Below are 20,025 nucleotides of genomic sequence, written 5' to 3' on the forward strand. Positions count from 1 at the left end.
CTGTACGGCAACGCCGGGGCGCACATCTCCACGCGATCACCCCAGGGCCCGCCGATCATCACCCCGGTCCTGCGGCGTAACCTTTCTCCACCCTGCCGTCACCGGTCCGCCCGAGGAGAACCCCCATGCCCCGCCCCCGCCTGCTCTACGTCACCGACCTGGCGTATCCGGCCCATGGGCGCCGCTACGGCGACGAGGACGTGTTCCTCACCTCCCGGCTGCGCGCCCACTTCGACCTGGCCCTGTGCCACCCGCTGGACGCGGCGGCCCTGATGGACGGCTTCGACGCCGTGGTGGTCCGCAACTCCGGCCCGGTGCTCGGCCACCTGGCCGCGTACGAGAAGTTCCGGGCGCACGCGCTGGAGACCGGGGCCCGGGTGTACAACCCGCTCACCGGCAAGGCCGACATGGCGGGCAAGGGCTATCTCATCGAGCTGACGGCGGCCGGTCACCCGGTCATCCCCACCGTCGACCGCGCCGAGGACCTGGACCGGCTGCCGCGGGCCGACCGCTACGTGGTCAAGCCGCGCCTCGGCGCCGACTCCCTGGGCATGCGCCTGGTGCCCGCGAGCCGGGTCGCCGAGGCACCCGTCGCCGACGGCAGCGTCCTGGTGCAGCCGCACATCGACTTCACCCACGAGATCTCCTTCTACTTCGTGGACGACGACTTCGAGTACGCCCTCTACGCCCCCGACCCCCGCCGCCGCTGGGAGCTGAAGCCGTACCAGGCCACCGCCGCGGACCTGGAGTTCGCCCGCCGCTTCATCGACTGGAACGCGCTCGGCCACGGCATCCAGCGCGTCGACGCCTGCCGTACCCTCGCCGGTGACCTCCTCCTGGTCGAGCTGGAGGACCTCAACCCCTATCTCTCCCTGGACGCGCTGCCCGAGGACGACCGCGAGGCCTTCGCGGCCACCCTGACCGCCTCCCTGAACCGCTTCGTCCAGGGGACACCGGGCCCCGCCTGACCTCGGCCCGGCGCGCGCCCTGAACGCCCGCGCCCCGCCCTCCGTATCCCCCTCGGGACCGCGCACTCCCGGACCCGAGGGACGGAAAGGAGAGCAGCGTGCCGACACCCCCCGATCCCCAGCCGCCGCGCCCCGGGCGGATCGTGGAACCCGTCCGTGTCGTACGGGCCCGCCGCCAGGACGCGCTCGCGGAGCTGATGCGCGAGCTGCTGCCCGAGGACGGCCGAGCCCCGCGCGAGACCGCCGGTACGCCCCCGCCTCCGCCCCTCGCGCCTTCCGCGCCCGCCGGAGCCGAGGACGACACCCAGGAGCTGCCCCCGGTCCCCGGAGCGAGACCCACACCGGCCGCGCGTTCCGGACGGTCCGGACGCCGGGCCCTCGCCGTGCTCGCCCTCGCCGCCGCCGCGCTCGTCGGCTTCGGCTGCGCCCTCCTGCTGCCCGCCCGGCAGAGCGCCACCGCCGCCGCCCGCCCCGGCCACTCCGCCGCGCCCCGCCCCGTCACCATCACCCCGGCCACCACCGAACCCGCCCCACCGACCGCTTCCACGGCCCCCGCCGCCTCCGCCACCGCTGACCCCGACGGCCCCGGCACCCTGCGCGAGGGCGACTCGGGGCCCGGTGTCACCGAGCTGCGCGAGCGGCTGCTCCGCGTCCCCGACGTGTTCCGGGACGGCTCCCCGACCGGCGGCTACGACGCCGTGCTCGCCGAGGCCGTCGCCCGGTTCCAGGTCTGGTACGGCGTCAGCGGCGACGAGCGCGGCGTCTACGGCGACGACACGCGCCGCGCCCTGGAGTCGCGCACCTGAGCGGTCCGGCTACTCCTCGGCCGAGGGCACCCGGATGTCCACCACGCACACGTCGTCGCGCCGCTCGTCGGCGAGGAGCGAGACGAGCAGCGCGTCCAGCGAACCGGCGCCCTCCCGGCCCTGCCCGCGGACCGTGCCCGCCAGACGGGACAGGGCCGAGTCCAGGCTCTCGCCGGGCCGTTCCACCAGGCCGTCGGTGTACAGCAGCAGCCGGTCGCCCGGTTCCAGGCGCAGCTCCGCCGACTCGAAGACCGGGGCCGCGCTCGCGCCGAGCAGGATGCCCCGGGGCCGCCGTACATAGCGCACCTCGGTGCCGCGCACCAGCAGCGGCGGGGGATGCCCGGCCTGGGTCCAGGCCAGCACGCGGGTACGGGGGTCGTAGCGGGCGAGGATCATGGTCGCCGTGGTCAGCGCGTCCCGCGAGTGCAGCAGCAGCTGGTTGAGCCGGGACAGCGCGCCGGTCAGCGAGGAGCCCGTGCTGACCATGCCCTTGGTGGTGAACCTGAGCTGCGCCATCGTGGCCACCGCGTCGATGCCGTGGCCCGCCACGTCACCGACCACGAACAGGGCCTGGTCGTCGGGGAGTTCGATCGCGCTGAACCAGTCGCCGCCGACCTGGATGCCCGACTGCGCGGGCAGATAGGCGACTTCGACCCGCAGCCCGGCCAGCCGCACCGGCTTGCGGGGCAGCGGCAGCAGCGCGTGCTGGAGCCGTCCCGCGAGCGCCCGCTCGGCCTGGAGGACACCGCGCTGGAGCAGCATCGCGCGTTCGCTCTCCACCAGGGCCAGTTCGGCGCTGCGCTGCGCGGTGAGGTCCTGCACGAACCCGTGCACCTCCACCGGGGTGCCGTCCGGGTCGGCCACGGCCTCCGCGACGATGCGCAGATGCCGTACGCCGCGTGCGGTGTGGACGCGGAAGGGGAGGCTGAACGGCGTGGCCCGGGTGGTGAGTCCGGTGATCGCCCGGGTGAGGAGGTCCGCGTCGTCCGCCGCGACCAGCCGGGGCAGCCGCTCCAGCGGCACCGGTCCGTCGGCGGGGTCCTGGCCGAGCACGGCGTACGCCTGCGCGGACCAGACCGTCTCGCCGGTCACCAGGTTCCAGTTGGCCCAGCCCAGGTTGCCGAGCCGCTGCACGTCGGCCAGGCGCTGTTCCTGGAGTTCTGCCGGGTCGTGCCGCAACCAGGTCACCAGCAGACCGCCGTCCAGCGGGGCGGCCCGCACCGAGTAGGTCGCGGTCACGGGCACACCGTCCACGGTGTCGTGGTAGGCGAACGGCTCGCTCTCGAAGGGGACCTTGGTGGTGAGCGCCTGGAGGTAGCCGTCCCACAGCGGCTCGCCCGCGACGGACGGATAGCTCTCCAGGATGCGGCTGCCGACCATGTCCTGGCCGCTGCGGCCGAACACGTCGACCGCCTCGGGCGCCGCGGCCTCGATGCGGTAGTCCTCCACCTCGCCGGCGGCGGAGCGCAGCGGGCACAGCAGGATCACCGCACCGGGCAGCGCGTCGAGCACGCTCTGCACCGGCTGCGACCCGTCGTCCTGGCCGTCCGGGCGCGCGTCGAAGGCGCGCAGCCGTCCCGCGCACAGCCGGGCCACGGCGCGCAGCAGCCGCCGGTCGCGCGAGGTGAACGGCCGCCCCTCGCCGCGCAGGACACCGAGGGCGACCCCCGAGGCCGCGCCGCCGGGCACCGGCAGCCAGGCCCGGGACCGCCACCGGTCCGGCGGGTCGTCGACCAGCAGATAGCGCTCCCGGTCCTTGGCCAGGTCCTCCAGCCAGCACGGCTCGCCCGCCGCCAGCGCCTCCAGCGGGGCCACGTGGGGCAGGGGCGGTATCCGGTGCCACTGCGCGGCGAAGGCGGGGGCGATCCCGGCGTGCCCCATCAGTTCGAGGCCGCCCTCGGGCAGCCGCTCGTAGAGCAGCACGGCGTCGGCACCGGCCTCGGGCGTCAGATGCCGCAGCAGGCACGCGGCCAGCTCCTGCGGCGAGCCGACTTGCACCAGGTCCCGGCCCAGTGCGCCGAGCACGTCCGCGATGTCACCGGTGCCGGAGGCCGCGGCGGCGCCCCGCGCGTCCCGGTCCGGCCGCCCCGCGGCCTCCCGCCGGGGCTGTTCCAGGGCCCCCAGGGTCAGCCAGCACTCCTCCAGAAGGGTGCGCCCGCCCGCCCGGGCGCGGCGCAGCAGCTCGTGGTGGGCCGCGTCGGCGGACCGGCCGTCCGCCGCCATCAGGGCGCCCTTGGCGCGCTCCACCACCGCCGTCGTCGCGGCGGCGTCCCGCAGCCGCTCCAGTTCCGCGCGCTGACGGGCCACGGCCTGGGCCGGCGCCGTGGGATCGGCGCCCGTGCCGGGGTCCATGGGAAGCGCTGGCTCGCTCGTCACGCGTTGAGCATGGCACAGGTCAGGCAGCTCGATCACGTGTCCGGCCGGTACGTGTGCTGCTCACGCGGTCGCCGACCGCTCAGCGCACGGTGCCGCGCCCGCCGAGCGCCTCGGAGACCACGCGCACACTGCGCGCGATGTGCTGGAGCTGGAGCAGCTCGGCCGCGTAGAGCTTGATCGTGTGCTCGATCACCGACTCGGGCAGCCCGAGGACGGGCAGTTCGGTCCGGGCGGTCTGCAGCGCGGTGCGCGCGACCCGGATCTCCTGCTGGACCTGGAGCCGGGCGTGCCGGGCGAGCAGGACGGGGTGCTTGATCAGCGCCGGGTAACCGGCGTAGCGGGCGGGGATCAGCTCGCGCAGCCAGCGGGCCGCCGAGCGCTCCCAGTCGTAGCTGCCCGGGGTCTTGACCTGGCATGGCCAGTCGGGGCTGATGCGCGTGGTGGTCATGGGCATGGTCATCGCTTCCGGGTGTGCCGCGGTGGGGGGCGCCGGGAGCAGTATTTATATATGCCGTCGGGTTTTCAAGACGCATGAAAACATTCATGCGTGCCTGGTCACGTGGCATCTGCGGCGATGCGGGACCATCCGGACCCCCGGACCAGCCGGGCCCCGGCTCACTCCGGCAGGAAGAACCGCCGCTCCTCGGCTCCCCGCTCGTACTTCTCCAGCCGGGCCTGGGTGCGCTCGGCGTCCGCGTCCGTCATGGCCTGGAGCAGCGCGGCGGCCATCACGCCGGGCGCCGCGTACGAGTCGAAGACCAGCCGGGAGCCGGTGCCCGTGGCGAAGGTGACGTCGGCCTCGTCGGGCAGCGGACTGAGCGCCAGATCGGTGATCAGGGCGACCTTCAGACCCGCCTCGCGGGCCACCCGCAGCGCGGTCAGCGTCTCCCGCGCGTGCCGGGGCATCCCGAACGCCAGCACCCAGCTGCCGCCCGCCTCCCGCGCCTGGAGCAGCGCGTCGTACGCCACGCTCCCGCCGTGGGTCACCAGCCGGACATCGGGGTGGATGCGCCGGGCCGCGTACCCGAAGTACTGCGCCAGCGAGGCCGAGATGCGCAGGCCGAGGACGGTCAGCGGGGTGGAGCAGGACAGCGCGCGGCCCACCCGGACCACCTTGCCGGGGTCCGCGAGGTCGCGGCGCAGGTTCTCCAGGTTCTGGATCTCGGCGTCCACGGCGGCCTGCAGCTCGTTCGCCCGGTCCGCCTCGTGCGGGCCCGGCAGCGTGCTCAGCGCGATCGACTGGAGGCGTTCACGCAGCGCCGGGTAGCCGCTGAAGCCGACGGCCGCCGCGAACCGGGTCACCGACGGCTGGCTGACCCCCACCCGGTCGGCCAGCTCGGTGATCGACAGGAACGCGGCCTCGGTGATGTGCTCGATCAGATACTGCGCGATCCGCCGCTGCCCCGGGGACAGCCGGGGCCCGTCGAAGAGCGCGCGCAGCCGGGAGGTCGGCGAGGCGGCGGGCCGGGAGACGGCGCCGTGCGAGGTGATCGCGGACGCCTGGGCGCGTGCCTGCTGCGGAGAGGGCACCGGCCCGTCGACTTTGTCTCCCACGATCACTCAACATAGCTCACCGTCCTTGACGGCCCGCCGGGTTGGGGCGGGCGGCCCGCTCAGCGCCGGTACAGCGTGATCGAGTACCCCACCTGGCCGACGGGACGGCTGGTCCGGATCAGCCGGGCGAGATCCCCGCGCGCCTTCGCGGCGGCCGAGTCCGACACCACGAGCAGTCCGCGCACCTGCGACACCGGCACCGCGCGCGGATCGGCGGCGTGGATGCCGTACGCCGACGGCACACCGGCGCCCTTGTAGACCAGCCACACCCGCTCGCCCGGGTACTTCTCCCGCAGCCGGTCCGCGAGCCTGCCCAGGTCCTGGCCCCAGTCCACGTTGGAGTCGTGCAGCAGCCGGTGCGTGGCCGCCGGGCCCCCGAACGCCTCGTTGGCGTACGACAGGTAGTACGGGAACACCCGCAGCGAACTCGCCGCCGCCCAGGCCACCAGCACGCCGGTCAGCGGCACCGTCCATCGATGCCGGGTCCGTACCGCCGTCACGCAGCCCGCCGCCACCGCCAGGAACACCGGCACGAACAGCGCGTACCGGGTGCCGAAGTCCCGCGCGCCCGTCATCGCCACGGCCAGCAGCAGCGCCGGGGGCAGCAGCAGATACGGCGCGGCGGGACGCAGCGGGCGCAGGACGAGGACCGTCACGGCACCGGCGGCGCCCAGCGCGAGCAGCGCCAGCGGGGTCTTCACCAGGAGGGCGGCGGGCAGGTAGTACCAGAGCGGGCCGGTGTAGAGCCGACCGAACAGGAAGCCCTGCCAGGCGTGGTTCTCGAAGGCGAACTGCACGCTCATCCCGGCCCGGTAGGCGGGCGGCAGCGGGAGCAGCGAGGTCAGCCTGCCGTGCAGTCCGGCGAGCGCGGGCACCGGCTCGGCGGGGGAGAAGCGCAGCAGCGGATCGACCGCCGCGTACACCGCCCACACCACCGCGACCGCCAGCACGGCCGTCCCCGCCGCGCCCCCGGCGCTCAGCAGGGCCCGGCGCCGCCGGTCCGTACCGGGCAGCGCGTGCCACACGGACAGGCAGACGAGCAGCATCAGCACCGGGATCGCGGGCAGCGCGCTCATCTTCGTCGCGAGGGCCGCGCCGAGGGCCAGGCCCGTGAGCGGGACGTACCGCCGGGGGCGCCGTCGCGCGCGCCAGGCCAGCCAGGCGGCCGTCACGAGGAAGCCCGTCACCGGCATGTCCAGCGTGGCCAGCGAGCCGTGCGCGATCACGTCGGGCGAGAAGGCGTACAGCGCGAGCGCCACCAGCCCGCCCGCCGTACCCGCCAGGTCACGGGCGAACGCGAACACCACCAGGCCGGTCAGCAGCGTCAGCGCGATCACCGGGAGCCGGGCCCAGAGCATCAGCTCGCCCGGGTCGTTGCCCGACTCGTACAGCAGACGGCGGCCCACGTCGCCCTGGGTGCCGGGGGTGTTCGGGTCGTAGCGCGGGTCGGCCACCGCCACCCCGGCCGCGATCAACAGCTTGCCGAGCGGGGGGTGTTCGGGGTTGTAGCGCAGACGGTGCTCGTGGAGGTAGTCGGTGGCGGTGGCGACGTAGACCGGCTCGTCGATGGTGGGTGTCTGTTGGACGGCGGTGGTCACCATGGCGACGGCCAGCTGGCCGAGGAGCAGGGCGATCAGCAGCAGGAGGGGCCAGCGGCGGTTCCTGGTGAGGAGGCGGAGTCGCGCCGGGGAGAGGACGGCTCTTGGGCCCTCGGGGGCCTGTTCGTCCCCAGGGGCCGCCTGCTCGCCCCGGGGGGCCGTCCGCTGTTCGCTCGCCATCGCCCGCCCCGCGACGGCGCCCTCGGCCGACGGGGCGACGGCCCGCGTCCCCCGCGCCCGGCGGCGCCACCGCCTCATGAGTCGTACCGGCGGGCTCTCCGCCGTGCCCAGGGGTACGGCCCCGGGGCGGCCGGGGTTCACCCCGAGGCCGGGGAGGGGACGGGCGGCGTTCCCTGGGGCGAGGGAAGCGCGGCGCAGGGCACGATCAGGTCGGCGGCGTCGCGGGTCGTCGCGATCAGGTCCGCGTTGCGCTGGTCCGGGCCGAGCACCCAGGCCAGCGCGTCGGCGTGCGGCTTGCCGAACTCCTCGTGCCGGGCCACCAGACGCCGTACCCGTTCGGCCTCGGCCACCTCGCAGTACCAGACCTCGTCCAGCAGGGGCCGCACCCGCGCCCACGAACCCTCGCGCAGCAGAAGGTAGTTGCCCTCGGTCACGACGAGCCGGGCGGTCGGCGGCACGGGGATGACACCGGCGAGCGGCTGCTCCAGGACGCGCTCGAACCCGGGCGCGTACACGACCTCGTCCGTCTCGGTCCGCAGCCGCCGCAGCAGCGCCGCGTACCCGGCCGCGTCGAAGGTGTCGGGGGCGCCCTTGCGGTCCCGCCTGCCCAGCCGCTCCAGCTCGGCATCGGCCAGATGGAACCCGTCCATCGGCACATGCGCCACCCACGGCGGCCCGTCGGCGTTCAGTGCCCGCGTCAGCGACTCCGCGAGCGTCGTCTTGCCCGCCCCGGGACCGCCCGCGACACCCAGAATCGCGCGCTCCCCGTCCCGGACGAGGCCACGCGCACGGACCAGAAGGTCTTCGAAGATCGACGGCATGGGCCGAGTGTGCCACTGGCGCTCCGCTGGTGGAACGGGTGGCGCGGGTGAGGTTGGGGGCGGGTGCGGCTGGGGGTGCGTGGGGTGGCGGTGTCCCGTGCCGGGGTGGCTGGAGGGGGTGGGCGGGGCGTGTGGCGTGCTGGGGTCGCTGGAGCGGGTGTGGTCGGAGCGGGTGTGGTGGGGCTGTGCGGCCGTGGCGCGGGAGCGTGCGGGCGCGCAGCCGGGCCCGGGGCGGGCCGGTGTCCGGCGGCGAGGCGCGCTGCGGGGCGGGCGGGTGGACTAGGGCGCCTGTCCGGCAGCACCGCGCCGTCGTGGTCACCCGGCCGTACCGGCCTCCGGCCCCTCGCCGTGCCGTACCCCCCACCCGGCCGTACCGCCGACCCCCACCCGGCCGTACGCCGCGTACCCGCCCAGCCGTACCGCCGTGCGGCCCCGGGAATCCGCCCCCGCTTCCGGGGAAGGCTGGCTGTTATGACTCAGCTCGGACTGCCTGACACCATCCTGGCCTGCCTGTTCGACCTGGACGGAGTCGTCACGAAGACTGCCGTGGTGCACGCGGCCGCGTGGAAGGAGACCTTCGACGCGTTCCTGCGTGGGTACGAGGGGGAGCAGGGGCGGCCGTTCGACGCGGTCGCCGACTACGACACGTACGTGGACGGGCGGCCCCGCGCGGACGGGGTGCGGGCCTTCCTGGAATCGCGGGACATCCGGCTGCCCGAGGGAAGCCCGGACGACCCACCCGACGCCGAGACCGTCAACGGCCTGGGCAACCGGAAGAACGAGCTGCTGCTCGCGAAGATCCACAGCGGGGGCGTGGAGGCGTACGAGGGGACGCTGCGGTACATCGAGGCGGTCAGGGCGCAGGGGCTGCCGACCGCCATCGTGTCGTCCAGCGCCAACGCCCGCGACGTGCTGCGCGCGGTCGGCGCCGAGGACCTCTTCGACGTACGGATCGACGGGGTCGTCGCCGCCGAGCGGCACCTGCCGGGCAAGCCGCACCCCGACACCTTCCTGGCCGCCGCGCACGATCTCGGCGTCGAGCCCGCCCGCGCCGCCGTCTTCGAGGACGCGCTCGCCGGGATGGACGCGGGCCGCGCGGGCGGCTTCGGCTATGTCGTCGGGCTCGACCGCACCGGGCAGGCCGACGCGCTCTTCGCGCACGGCGCGCATATCGTCGTGAAAGACCTCGCCGAGCTGGGAGGAAAGCAGTGATCACGGAGCGCGCCTACACCGTCGAACCGTGGACCGTCCGCGAGACGGCACTCGACCTGGACATCCTCGCCCAGAGCGAGTCGGTCTTCGCCCTGTCCAACGGCCATGTCGGCTGGCGCGGCAACCTCGACGAGGGCGAGCCGCACGGCCTGCCCGGCAGCTATCTCAACGGCGTGCACGAGCTGCACCCGCTGCCGTACGCCGAGGCCGGGTACGGCTACCCGGAGTCCGGCCAGAGCGTCATCGACATCACCAACGGCAAGATCCTGCGGCTGCTCGTCGACGACGAGCCGTTCGACCTGCGCTACGGCCGCCTCGTCTCCCACGAACGCGTCCTCGACATGCGGCGCGGCGTCCTGGAACGCACCTGCGAGTGGACCTCGCCCGCCGGGTCCACCGTCCGGGTCCGCGCCACCCGGCTGGTCTCGCTCACCCAGCGCGCGGTGGCCGCCATCGCCTACGAGGTGGAGGCCGTCGGGCGGCGCAGCCGGGTCGTCATCCAGTCGGAGCTGGTCGCCAACGAGAGCCTGCCGGGGCCCAACGGCGACCCCCGCGCCGCGATGACCCCGCACTCCCCGCTGGAGCAGGAGGACGGCTTCGCCTCCGGCGAGCGGCTGCGTCTGGTCCACCGCACCAAGCGCAGCGGGCTGCGGGTCGCCGTCGCCGCCGACCACGTCGTCTCCGGGCCCGGCCGCACCACCAGCCGCAGCGAGAGCGGCACCGACGTCGCCCGGCTCACCGTGACCTCCGTCCTGGAGCCGGGCCAGACCCTGCGGGTGGAGAAGACGGTCGCGCACGGCTGGTCCGGCACCCGCTCGCTGCCCGCGATGGCCGACCAGGTGGACGCCGCCCTCGCCGCCGCCTCGCACGACGGCTGGCAGGGCCTGCTCGCCGACCAGCGGGAGTGCCTGGACGACTTCTGGGCCCGCGCCGACGTCGAGGTGGACGGCGACGAGGAGATCCAGCAGGCCGTACGCTTCGGCCTCTTCCACGTCTTCCAGGCGGGCGCCCGCGCCGAGCAGCGCGCGATCCCCGCCAAGGGCCTCACCGGCTCCGGCTACGACGGGCACGCCTTCTGGGACACCGAGATGTTCGTGCTCCCCGTCCTCACCCACACCTCCCCGCGCGCCGTCGCGGAGGCGCTGCGCTGGCGGCACAACACCCTGGACGCCGCCCGCGAACGCGCCGTCCAACTCGGGCTCGGCGGGGCCGCGTTCCCCTGGCGCACCATCGAGGGCTCGGAGGGCTCCGCGTACTGGCCGGCCGGGACCGCCGCCTTCCATGTGAACGCGGCCATCGCGGACGCGGTCGTGCGGTACGTCGAGGCGACCGGCGACGTGCGCTTCGAGCGCGAGGTCGGGGTCGAACTGCTCGTGGAGACCGCCCGGTTGTGGCGCTCGCTGGGGCATCACGACCACCACGGGGCCTTCCACATCGACGGGGTCACCGGGCCCGACGAGTACAGCGCCATCGCGGACGACAACACGTACACCAATCTGATGGCCCGTCAGAATCTGCTCGCCGCAGCGGATGTGGTCGAGCGGCACCCCAAGGAGGCGCACCGGCTCGGCGCCGACGAGGAGGAGAGCGCGGCCTGGCGGGATGCCGCCGAGGCCATGAACATCCCCTACAACGACGAACTCGGCGTCCACGAGCAGAGCGCGGGCTTCACCCGCTACCAGCGCTGGGACTTCGCGGGCACCGGGCCCGACCAGTACCCGCTGATGCTGAACTTCCCGTACTTCGACCTCTACCGCAAACAGGTCGTCAAACAGGCCGACTTGATCCTCGCGCTGTACACCTGTGACACCTGCTTCGACGACGAGCAGATCGCCCGTGACTTCGCCTACTACGAGCCGCTGACCGTCCGCGACTCCTCCCTGTCCGCCTGCTGCCAGGCCGTCATCGCCGCCCAGACCGGGCACCTCAGGCTCGCCTACGCCTACACCACCGAGGCGGCCCTGATGGACCTGCACGACCTGGAGCACAACACCCGCGACGGACTTCACATCGCCTCGCTGGCCGGGACCTGGATGGCACTCGTCGCGGGCTTCGGCGGCATGCGGCGCCCCGTCGGCCGCTCAGGGCTGCGCTTCGCACCCCGCCTGCCCGAGCACCTGCGCCGCCTCGCCTTCAACCTCCAGTACCGGGGGCGCAGGCTGCGGGTGGACATCGGCGCGGACAAGGCGACGTACTCCCTGCTGGACGGCCCCCCGCTGGTCCTCAGCCACCACGGGGAGTCCTTCACCCTGAACACGGGCGAGCCCGCCGTACGCCTCCTGCCGCCGGTGCCACTGCGACCGACACCGGAACAGCCGCCGCACCGGGAGCCGAGGAATGTGTGAGGGGCGGGTTTGTCGTGGGGCGGTGGCCCCTGTCGGGGGCGGGCGTGGCGCTTCTGCGGGGGTTCGGTGACTGTGCCGGGTTCTCTGGCTAGGCCGAGCCCGGGGGTGACGACCTGATCCGCCGCGACGCGGCCGGGTGGCGCTGCCGGGCAGGGGGCTTGGGCGGGACGCGCGGCGCCCTGGCGCTCCGCCGGGGCCGGGAGTGACGACCTGGACCCGCCGCGACGTGGCCGGGCGGTGGCGCTGCCGGGCACGGGGCTTGGGCGGGTCACGCGGCGCCCTGGCACTCCGCCGGGGCGGGGGCGATGCCTGACCTACCGCGACGTGGCCGGGCGGTGGCCCTGCCGGGCAGGGGGCTTGGGCGGGACGCACGGCTCCTGGCGCTCGGCAGCCGAGAGCAGCGAGATGCCCCTGTCTTCTCCGGGTGCACCACCTTGTCCGCTTCGGCGGCCCTCTGGTGCTCCGCGCTGCCGTCCGGCTCGCTGCCGGGAAGTCGTGCGGAGCACAAGTCTTTTCCGGGCCCGGTCTGTCTTGGGGGTCGGGTCTGGCTCGGGGCGCGGGCCGGTCAGGCGGATGCGTCGAGGTCGGGGCGCCCCTTGAGGTCCGCGCCCCCTCGTTGCGCTCCGCGGCCGGGAAGCCGCAGGGCCGCCCCTGGCTTCTGCGGGTGCGTTCTGTCGGCCTCGTCGGGGCCAGGGAGGTCGGGGCGTCCTAGGCTGTTGCGTCGGGCTCGGGGGCGCCGTCGGGTTCGGGGGCGGCAGGGCCGCGCTCCGCGCTGCCCTCCGCCCCGGCTGTCAGGAAGCCGCGCAGCGCTCCCGCCTCCTCCGGCCGTAGCAGCGGTACCAGGTGGGCGAGCGCGCCGATGGGGTCGGGGCACTGGTCGAGGGTCCGTCGTAGCGCCTCGGCGGTGAGCTGGGCCGGGTGCTTCGCGGGACGGTACGCGCCCCGGCGGCCGTCGGCGTCGCGCAGGACCAGGCCCTTGTCGTAGAGGCGCTTGAGGATGGTGTGCACGGTGTTGTAGGCGAGACCGCCGATCCCGGCCTGGATCTCGGCAGGGGTCAGCGCCCGCTCGGTGGCCCAGAGCGCGGTCAGCACCTCGTTCTCCAGCGCCCCGGCGCAGCGCCGCATCACCCTGCCGGTCATGGCCGAACCCCGCGGCGCGCGAAGCGGCTGCCCCGCGCGCCGCGCCCGTTCTAGGGCAGCAGCTTCTCGACCGCCGCCGAGCCCTCGCTCTCCAGCTTGCGGCGGGCCCAGTCCAGGTTCTTCGGCGTGACGTCCCTGCCCGCCGCCATCACCAGGTCCTCCGGCGAGACGTCCCGGGAGGGAGCGGTGTGGAGCAGGGCGTCCGGGGTGCAGTGATCGTCGGACGACCGGGACTCTTCGGATGTTGAGCTCGACATGATGCCTCCTCGTCGGTCCGGATGGGCGCATCCGTGCCGGTGCCCACAGAACGGGGCACCCTCTCACCATTGCCCGCCGGGCCCCACCCCGCATCCGGAACACGCCCCAGCCGACCGACGCCGAACCGCCTGCCCGACACCGGCGCCCCCCACACCTCCCCCTGCTCCCGAAGCGCCTGCGCCCCTCGCCCCCACCCGCGTCCGGCTTCGGGCCGCGCCCCCACCCGCGTCCGGCTTTGGCCGCGCTCGCTGCCGCGCCCCGCCCTCCCGCCCCCGGCCTTCGGCGGCGGTCGGCCGGGGGGCCCTGCGTGGCGTGCCGCCTCGGCGGTGCCGGCCTGCTTCTCGGGGGGCGTACGCGGCGCTCCAGCACCGGCCTTCCAGAGCGGCGCCCGACTTCCGGCTGGCTACTGGTTCCCGGCCGCGCGAGGCGCGTTTCCCTGGGCGTGCGCGGCGCTCCGGCTTCCGGTCGCAGCCCCGCCCGGTCGGTGCCACACGCGGACTCCGACTCCCGGCGGCAGCGGCCCCCGCGTCCCGGCCGTGCGCGGCACCTTGGCTCCCTGCCGCGCCCGTCCACCAGCTTCCCCGCCGTTCGCGGCGCGTACCGTCCCGGCCGAGCGCGGCGCGATTCGCGGGGCGTGGGCGGTGCTCCGGTTTCCGGCGGCGGCCGTCCACCCGTTCCCGCCCATGTGGCGCTGCGGCTTCCGGGCCACCGTCCACCCGGTTCCCGGACCGTTCGTGGCGTACCGCCCTGGCTGTGCGCAGCGCGCTTCCCTGGCCGTGCGTGGTACCCGGCTTCCGGTCGCAGTCCCACCCACGCTCCGGGCTTCGGTCGCCGTCCCACCGGGTTCCGGCCATGTGCGGCGCCCCGGCTCCCCGCCGCACCCGTCCACCCCGGCCCCGGCCCCAGCCCTGCGCGAGGTACCGCACCACCCCGCCGCCCACACCCGCACCCGCCCCACCCGCCCTAAGCTGGAAGCACCCCCGTACCCCCACCAGGAGGCAGTGGCGATGGACGGGATTTCTTTTCAGCAGGGTGTCAGGGGTGGGGAATGGCACCTGCCTATTGCCGAGCATGGGCTCGTGGGGGATCTGCGGAGTGTGGCGCTGGTCGGGAGTGAGGGGACGATCGACTGGTACTGCTGTCCGTCCTTCGACGCGCCCAGTGTTTTCGCGGCGCTGCTCGATCCCGAGCGTGGCGGGTGCTTCGCGCTGGGTGCCGCCGTGCCGGCGCGGACGAAGCAGTTCTACTTTCCTGACACCAACGTGCTCATCACCCGCTTCTTCACCGAGGAGGGCGTAGGGGAGGTCCAGGACTTCATGCCGGTCACCGGGGACGACCCGGCCGAGCAGAGCCGGCACCGGCTGATCCGGCGGGTGGTCTGCGTCCGGGGCACCGTCCCCTTCCGCGTCCTGGTCGCCCCGCGCTTCGGGTACGGCGCCGCCCCGCACACCCTGCGCGACGACGAGGGGCGGATGCTCTTCGAGTCGCCGGAGCTGTCCCTCGCGCTCACCACCACCGTCGCCCTGGAGTGCGACGGCCACGACGCCCGGGGCGAGTTCAAGCTCGGCGAGGGCGAGACCGCCGTGTTCGCGCTCGACCAGGCGGGCGACGAGATCGCCCCGCGCGGCTGCGCCCACGCCGAGGCCGAGCACGAGTTCAACGCGACTGTCGCCTACTGGCGCCGCTGGCTCGCCCAGTCCCGCTACCGGGGCCGCTGGCGCGAGATGGTCCACCGCTCCGCCCTGACCCTCAAGCTGCTCACCTACGCCCCCACCGGCGCCATCGTCGCCGCCCCCACCACCAGCCTGCCCGAACAGCTCGGCGGCGAGCGCAACTGGGACTACCGCTATGTCTGGGTGCGCGACGCGGCCTTCGCCGTCTACGCCCTGCTCCGGCTCGGCTTCAGCGGCGAGGCGGAGGCGTTCATGCGCTTCCTGACCACCCACATCAGCCCCGGCGACGGCGCGGCGCGCGGCCTGCTCCAGATCATGTACGGCATCGACGGCCGCACCCAGCTGCCCGAGCACGAACTGCCCCACCTGGAGGGCTACCGGGGCTCCGCACCGGTCCGCGTCGGCAACGCCGCCGCAGACCAGCTCCAACTCGACATCTACGGCGCCCTGGTGGACTCCATCTACCTCTACGACAAGTGGGCCCAGCCCATCTCCAGCGCCCAGTGGGACGACGTGTGCCACCTGGTCGACTGGGTCTGCGACCACTGGGACCAGCCCGACGAGGGCGTGTGGGAGACGAGGGGCGGACGCAAGAACTTCCTGTACTCCCGGCTGATGTGCTGGGTCGCCATCGAACGCGCCATCCGGCTCGCCAACCGCCGCGGCCTGCCCGCCGACCACCGCCGCTGGCGCCAGGCCCGCGACGACATCTACCGCCGCATCATGGACCGAGGCTGGTCGGAGCAGCGCCACGCCTTCGTGCAGCACGAGGCGAGCGACGTCCTGGACGCCTCCGTGCTGATGATGCCGCTCGCCAAGTTCATCGCCCCCACCGACCCCAAGTGGCTCTCCACCCTGGACGTGCTCACCGAGGAACTGGTCTCCGACTCCCTCGTCTACCGCTACGACCCCGGCGCCAGCCCCGACGGTCTGCGCGGCGACGAAGGCACCTTCTCCATCTGCTCGTTCTGGTACGTCGAGGCGCTGGTCCGCGCGGGCCGACTGGACGAAGCCCGCCTCGCCTTCGAGAAGATGCTCACCTACGCCAACCATCTCGGCCTCTACGCCGAGGAGATCGGCCGCACCGGAGAGCAACAGGGCAATTTCCCCCAGGCGTTCACCCACCTCTCCCTGATCAGCGCGGCCTTCAACCTGGACCGGGCGCTGGGTTGAATCAGCCGTCCGCAGAGGCCAGTTGCTGGTGGACCGCCGCCGTCACCCGCGCCGTGTCGCCCGTCGCCAGCAGGTCGAGCAGCCCGCCCCGCAGCACCGCGAGCACCAGCGTGCGTTCCGCGCGGCCCGCCTCCGTGTCGCGCAGCGCGGCGGGCTGGGCGCCCGCGAGCAGCGCCAGCCAGTCCTCCACCGTGGCCCGCGCGAAGCCGCCCCAGGGACCGTCCGGGTCGGTGAGGGAACGGGCGTAGCTCTCCACCCACAGGGTCAGCAGCCCCCGGTGGGCGTCGTCGGACAGCCACCGCCACAGCTCCCGCGCGACAGGGCGCAGCCCGCCGGGCACTTCCGGTGCCTCCCGCGCGTCCATGATCCGCCGCAGCGCGGCCAGCTCGTCGGCCCGCGCCCGGGCGAGCAGGGCGCGGATCAGCCCGTCCTTGCTGCCGAACAGATAGAGCAGCACGCGCGGACTGGATCCGATCGCCTCCGCGAGCGGACGCAGGGACAGCTCGGCGAGGCCGCCGCGCAGCGCGTAGGCGTAGGCCGCTTCAAGGAGTTCCCGGCGGCGGGGCGAGGGGTCTGGCTCGGCGGGGCTCACAGGAGCTAGTCTACTGAAACAGTCGTTTCAGTGGCGCGGAAGGGTACCGGGAGGACGCGATGACGGAGCGTACGGCGGTCGTACGGCCCCTGGGCAGGCCCGGCGACCTGGGTTGGGTGGTCATGGCCCACGGCGAGTTCTACGACCGGGAGTTCGGCTGGGACACCGACTTCGAGGCGCTGGTCTGCCGGATCGTCGCCGACTACGCCGACGGCAAGGAACCCGGACCGCAGGCCGCCTGGATCGCGGAGGTGGACGGGCGACGGGCGGGCTGTGTCTTCTGCGTGCGCGCGGACGACCGCACCGCCAAGCTGCGCCTGCTCCTCGTCGACCCGGCGGCGCGCGGACTCGGCGTCGGCGCCCGGCTGATCGAGGAGTGCCTGGACTTCGCCCGCGAGGCCGGGTACGAGGCGATCACCCTGTGGACCAACGACGTCCTCGGCGCCGCCCGCCGTCTCTATCGGCGCCACGGCTTCGAGCTGACCGCCGAGGACCCCCACCACAGCTTCGGCCACGACCTGATGGGCCAGACCTGGCAGCGCCGCCTCTGACCCGGCCCCCTCCAGGGGGGTCACGGCAGCGGCTGCTCCGCCCAGATGATCTTCCCGGTGGGCGTGTAGCGAGTACCCCAGCGGTCCGCGATCTGCGCCACCAGGAACAGACCCCGGCCGCCCTCGTCGGTGCTCGCCGCGTACCGCAGATGCGGGGAGGTCGTCGTCCCGTCGGAGACCTCGCAGATCAGCGAGCGGGCGAGCAGCAGTCGTACGCCGATGGGGCCGCGTCCGTAGCGGATGGCGTTGGTGACCAGCTCGCTCAGGATCAGCTCCGTGGTGAAGGTCAGCTCCTCCAGGTTCCACTCCGCGAGCTGCCGGGTCACCTTCGCCCGGATCTCCGAGACCGCCGCCGGATCGGAGGGCACCTCCCACTCGGCGACCCGGTCCTCGCCCAGCACCCGCGTCTCGGCCACGATCAGCGCCACGTCGTCGGCGGGGCGCACCGGCAGCCGGTCGAGCACGACCCGGCAGGTCTCCTCCGGCGAGGCGTCCGGCGCGTGACCGAGCGCGTCGCGCAGCAGATCGAGGCCCACGTCGATGTCGCGGTCCCGGTCCTCCACCAGACCGTCGGTGTACAGCACCAGACGGCTGCCCTCGGGCAGCTCCAGCTCCGCCGTCTCGAACGGGAGGCCGCCCAGGCCCAGCGGGGGACCGGCGGGCACCTCCGGGAACTCCACCCGGCCGTCCGGGTACACCACGGCGGGCGGCAGATGACCCGCCCGCGCGATGCTGCAACGCCGCGACACCGGGTCGTACACCGCGTACAGACAGGTCGCCCCGGTCACCGCCGCCGCGCCGTCCGCCGGGGTCTCGTCCTGGTCGATCCGGCCCACCAGCTCGTCCAGGAGGCCGAGGAGTTCGTCGGGCGGCAGATCGAGCGAGGAGAAGTTGTGCACCGCGGTGCGCAGCCGGCCCATGGTCGCCGCCGCGTGCAGCCCGTGCCCGACCACGTCACCGACCACGAGCGCGACCCGGGCGCCCGGCAGCGGCAGCACGTCGAACCAGTCGCCGCCCACCCCGGACTGCGCGGGCAGATAGCGGTAGGCGATCTCCAGGGCGTCCTGCGCGGGCAGCGAGCGCGGCAGCAGGCTCCGCTGGAGCGTCACCGCCATGCTGTGCTCGCGCGTGTAGCGGCGGGCGTTGTCGATGGACACCGCCGCCCGCGCCACCAGCTCCTCGGCGAGGGTGACGTCCTCGGCGTCGAAGGGCTGCGGCTTCTCCGAGCGCCAGAAGTTGGCCACCCCGAGGATCAGATTGCCCGTCCTGAGCGGCACCGTGATCAGCGAGTGGATGCCGTACTCCACGATCTCGCCGGTGCGCTCGAAGTCCTGCGCGTGCCAGCCCGGCGCCTCCCGCAGGTCCGGCTCCACCACCGACTGCCCCGTGGCCAGGCTGCGGGCCTGCGGCGAGGTCGGCACGAACCGGATGCGCTCGCCCAGCGGATACAGCGGGGCGTCCTTGCGGATACCGCTGTACGCCGCCCGGCGCAGATCGGTGCCGGGCTTGGGCTCCTCGCCGTTCAGCACCGCCTCGAACAGGTCCACCGTCACGAAGTCCGCGAACCGGGGCACCGCCAGCTCGGCCAGCTCCTGCGCCGTACGGCTCACGTCCAGGCTGGTGCCGATGCCCACCCCGGCGTCGTACAGCATGTTCAGCCGCTCGCGCGCGACCTCGGCCCGGCCGGACAGGGCGCGCAGCTCCGTGGAGTCGCGCAGCGTGGTGACGCTGCCGGGCGGGCCGCCCTCCAGATCGGTGGGGCGCTGGTTGATCGCGACCAGCTTGTCCTTGACCAGGTGCACCTCGTCCGTCGCCACCCGGCCGGAGGCGAGGAGACCGGCCGTCTCGTCGTCCAGGCCCAGATCGAGGACGCTGCGCATCTCGGCGTCGTCGGGCAGATCGAGGAGGCGGTGCGCCTCGTCGTTGGCGAGCAGCAGCCGCCCGTCCCCGCCGACGATCAGCACACCCTCCCGGACGGCGTGCAGCACCGCGTCGTGGTGCTCGTACATCCGGGTCATCTCGTAGGGGCCGAGCCCATGGGTCTGCCGCAGCAGCCGCCTGCTGACCAGCGCGGTGCCCGCCGTGGCCAGCGCGAGCGCCGCCGCAGCCGCCGCGAGCAGCAGCGGCACCTGCTGGTCGGCCGCCCCGCCGACATGCTCGGTGGTGATGCCCGCCGACACCAGCCCGACGACCTTGCCGCCGGAGTCCCGCACCGGCACCACGACCTGGACCAGCGGGCCTATCGTCCCGTTCAGATGCTCGACGACCGTGCCGCCGTTGAGCGCGGGCCCGATGGTGCCGACGAACTTCTTGCCGATGCGGTCCTGGTTGGGATGGGTGTAGCGGATGCCGTCGGTGTTCATCACGACGATGAAGTCCACCTTGGACACCTTGCGCGCGGCCTCCGCGCTCGGCTGGAGCGCCGCCGTCGGGTCCGGGGTGCGCAGCGCCGCCGCCGTCCCCGGGGCGTTGGCGAACGCCCCCGCGGCGGCCAGGGAGCGGTTACGGGCCTCCAGATCGCTGTCGTGCCGCACCTGGAGCACCTGGGCCACCACGGCCGCCACGACCAGCAGCAGCACGATCGCGACCTGGAGGAGGAACACCTGCCCCGCGACACTGCGCGCGGACACCGCCGCCCGCAGCACACCGGGGTGGGAGCCGTCCCCGGGCGTACCGTCCGGCCGGTGCGCGCCGAAGGGCGCGCGCGGATGCCCGAACGAACGGGGCGTCCGCGTGTCGGGCCGGCCGGGCAGTCGCACCATGTGCCCATGTCTACAC

General features: G+C 74.2%; 15 protein-coding genes. 6 read left to right on the forward strand and 9 right to left on the reverse strand.

The features are described from left to right. Positions 1–125 precede the first annotated feature (125 nt). Together B079_RS0125435 and B079_RS0125440 are read left to right on the forward strand one after the other, a co-directional pair. Complete coding sequence (locus B079_RS0125435) at positions 126–968, forward strand: hypothetical protein (RefSeq protein WP_018548673.1); 843 nt, start codon at positions 126–128, stop codon at positions 966–968. Between the two features lie 98 nt (positions 969–1,066). Continuing rightward, complete coding sequence (locus B079_RS0125440; RefSeq protein ID WP_026249070.1) at positions 1,067–1,774, forward strand: peptidoglycan-binding protein; 708 nt, start codon at positions 1,067–1,069, stop codon at positions 1,772–1,774. Between the two features lie 9 nt (positions 1,775–1,783). Here the strand turns inward: B079_RS0125440 and B079_RS0125445 are convergent, their stop codons facing one another. The 5 genes from B079_RS0125445 to B079_RS0125465 all read right to left on the reverse strand — a co-directional run bounded on the left by B079_RS0125445 (position 1,784) and on the right by B079_RS0125465 (position 8,303). Then, on the reverse strand, positions 1,784–4,126 hold the full coding sequence (locus B079_RS0125445; protein ID WP_018548674.1) for a SpoIIE family protein phosphatase: 2,343 nt from the start codon (positions 4,124–4,126) through the stop codon (positions 1,784–1,786). A 103-nt stretch (positions 4,127–4,229) separates the two neighbouring features. Beyond that, positions 4,230–4,610 (reverse strand): hypothetical protein, encoded by a 381-nt coding sequence (locus B079_RS0125450; RefSeq protein ID WP_018548675.1) that lies wholly within the window; start codon positions 4,608–4,610, stop codon positions 4,230–4,232. Positions 4,611–4,765: 155 nt separating this feature from the next. Further along, positions 4,766–5,680: a MurR/RpiR family transcriptional regulator gene (locus B079_RS0125455; RefSeq protein ID WP_026249071.1), complete on the reverse strand. Its 915-nt coding sequence runs from the start codon at positions 5,678–5,680 to the stop codon at positions 4,766–4,768. Positions 5,681–5,763: 83 nt separating this feature from the next. Next, complete coding sequence (locus B079_RS0125460; RefSeq protein ID WP_106432388.1) at positions 5,764–7,482, reverse strand: phospholipid carrier-dependent glycosyltransferase; 1,719 nt, start codon at positions 7,480–7,482, stop codon at positions 5,764–5,766. Positions 7,483–7,619: 137 nt separating this feature from the next. Continuing rightward, entirely contained in the window at positions 7,620–8,303 is a 684-nt protein-coding gene (locus B079_RS0125465; protein WP_018548678.1) for a nucleoside/nucleotide kinase family protein, read from the reverse strand. 471 nt (positions 8,304–8,774) lie between these two features. Here B079_RS0125465 and B079_RS0125470 point away from each other — a divergent pair, with 471 nt between their 5' ends. Both B079_RS0125470 and B079_RS0125475 read left to right on the forward strand, forming a co-directional pair. Further along, complete coding sequence (locus B079_RS0125470) at positions 8,775–9,515, forward strand: HAD family hydrolase (RefSeq protein ID WP_018548679.1); 741 nt, start codon at positions 8,775–8,777, stop codon at positions 9,513–9,515. Continuing rightward, positions 9,512–11,860: a glycoside hydrolase family 65 protein gene (locus B079_RS0125475; protein ID WP_018548680.1), complete on the forward strand. Its 2,349-nt coding sequence runs from the start codon at positions 9,512–9,514 to the stop codon at positions 11,858–11,860. Before B079_RS0125470 ends, B079_RS0125475 begins: the two co-directional genes overlap by 4 nt. 708 nt (positions 11,861–12,568) lie before the next feature. Here the strand turns inward: B079_RS0125475 and B079_RS32750 are convergent. Together B079_RS32750 and B079_RS0125485 are read right to left on the reverse strand one after the other, a co-directional pair. After that, complete coding sequence (locus tag B079_RS32750) at positions 12,569–13,000, reverse strand: BlaI/MecI/CopY family transcriptional regulator (protein ID WP_199779972.1); 432 nt, start codon at positions 12,998–13,000, stop codon at positions 12,569–12,571. A 50-nt stretch (positions 13,001–13,050) separates the two neighbouring features. Then, complete coding sequence (locus tag B079_RS0125485; RefSeq protein ID WP_018548682.1) at positions 13,051–13,257, reverse strand: hypothetical protein; 207 nt, start codon at positions 13,255–13,257, stop codon at positions 13,051–13,053. Between the two features lie 1,008 nt (positions 13,258–14,265). Between B079_RS0125485 and B079_RS0125490 the strand changes: the two genes are divergently transcribed. Then, positions 14,266–16,104 carry a glycoside hydrolase family 15 protein gene (locus B079_RS0125490; protein ID WP_051095291.1) on the forward strand — a complete coding sequence of 613 codons (1,839 nt, stop codon included), beginning with the start codon at positions 14,266–14,268 and terminating at the stop codon, positions 16,102–16,104. 1 nt (position 16,105) lies between these two features. Here B079_RS0125490 and B079_RS0125495 read toward each other — a convergent pair whose 3' ends face one another. Beyond that, on the reverse strand, positions 16,106–16,696 hold the full coding sequence (locus B079_RS0125495) for a TetR family transcriptional regulator (protein WP_018548684.1): 591 nt from the start codon (positions 16,694–16,696) through the stop codon (positions 16,106–16,108). A gap of 59 nt (positions 16,697–16,755) precedes the next feature. Between B079_RS0125495 and B079_RS0125500 the strand changes: the two genes are divergently transcribed. Next, positions 16,756–17,247, forward strand: a complete 492-nt coding sequence (locus B079_RS0125500; RefSeq protein WP_018548685.1) for a GNAT family N-acetyltransferase — start codon at positions 16,756–16,758, stop codon at positions 17,245–17,247. 20 nt (positions 17,248–17,267) lie between these two features. Here B079_RS0125500 and B079_RS0125505 read toward each other — a convergent pair whose 3' ends face one another. Next, positions 17,268–20,009 carry a SpoIIE family protein phosphatase/ATP-binding protein gene (locus B079_RS0125505; RefSeq protein ID WP_018548686.1) on the reverse strand — a complete coding sequence of 914 codons (2,742 nt, stop codon included), beginning with the start codon at positions 20,007–20,009 and terminating at the stop codon, positions 17,268–17,270. Positions 20,010–20,025 lie beyond the last annotated feature (16 nt).

It is taken from the genome of Streptomyces sp. LaPpAH-108, from assembly GCF_000373625.1.
Taxonomy (GTDB): domain Bacteria; phylum Actinomycetota; class Actinomycetes; order Streptomycetales; family Streptomycetaceae; genus Streptomyces.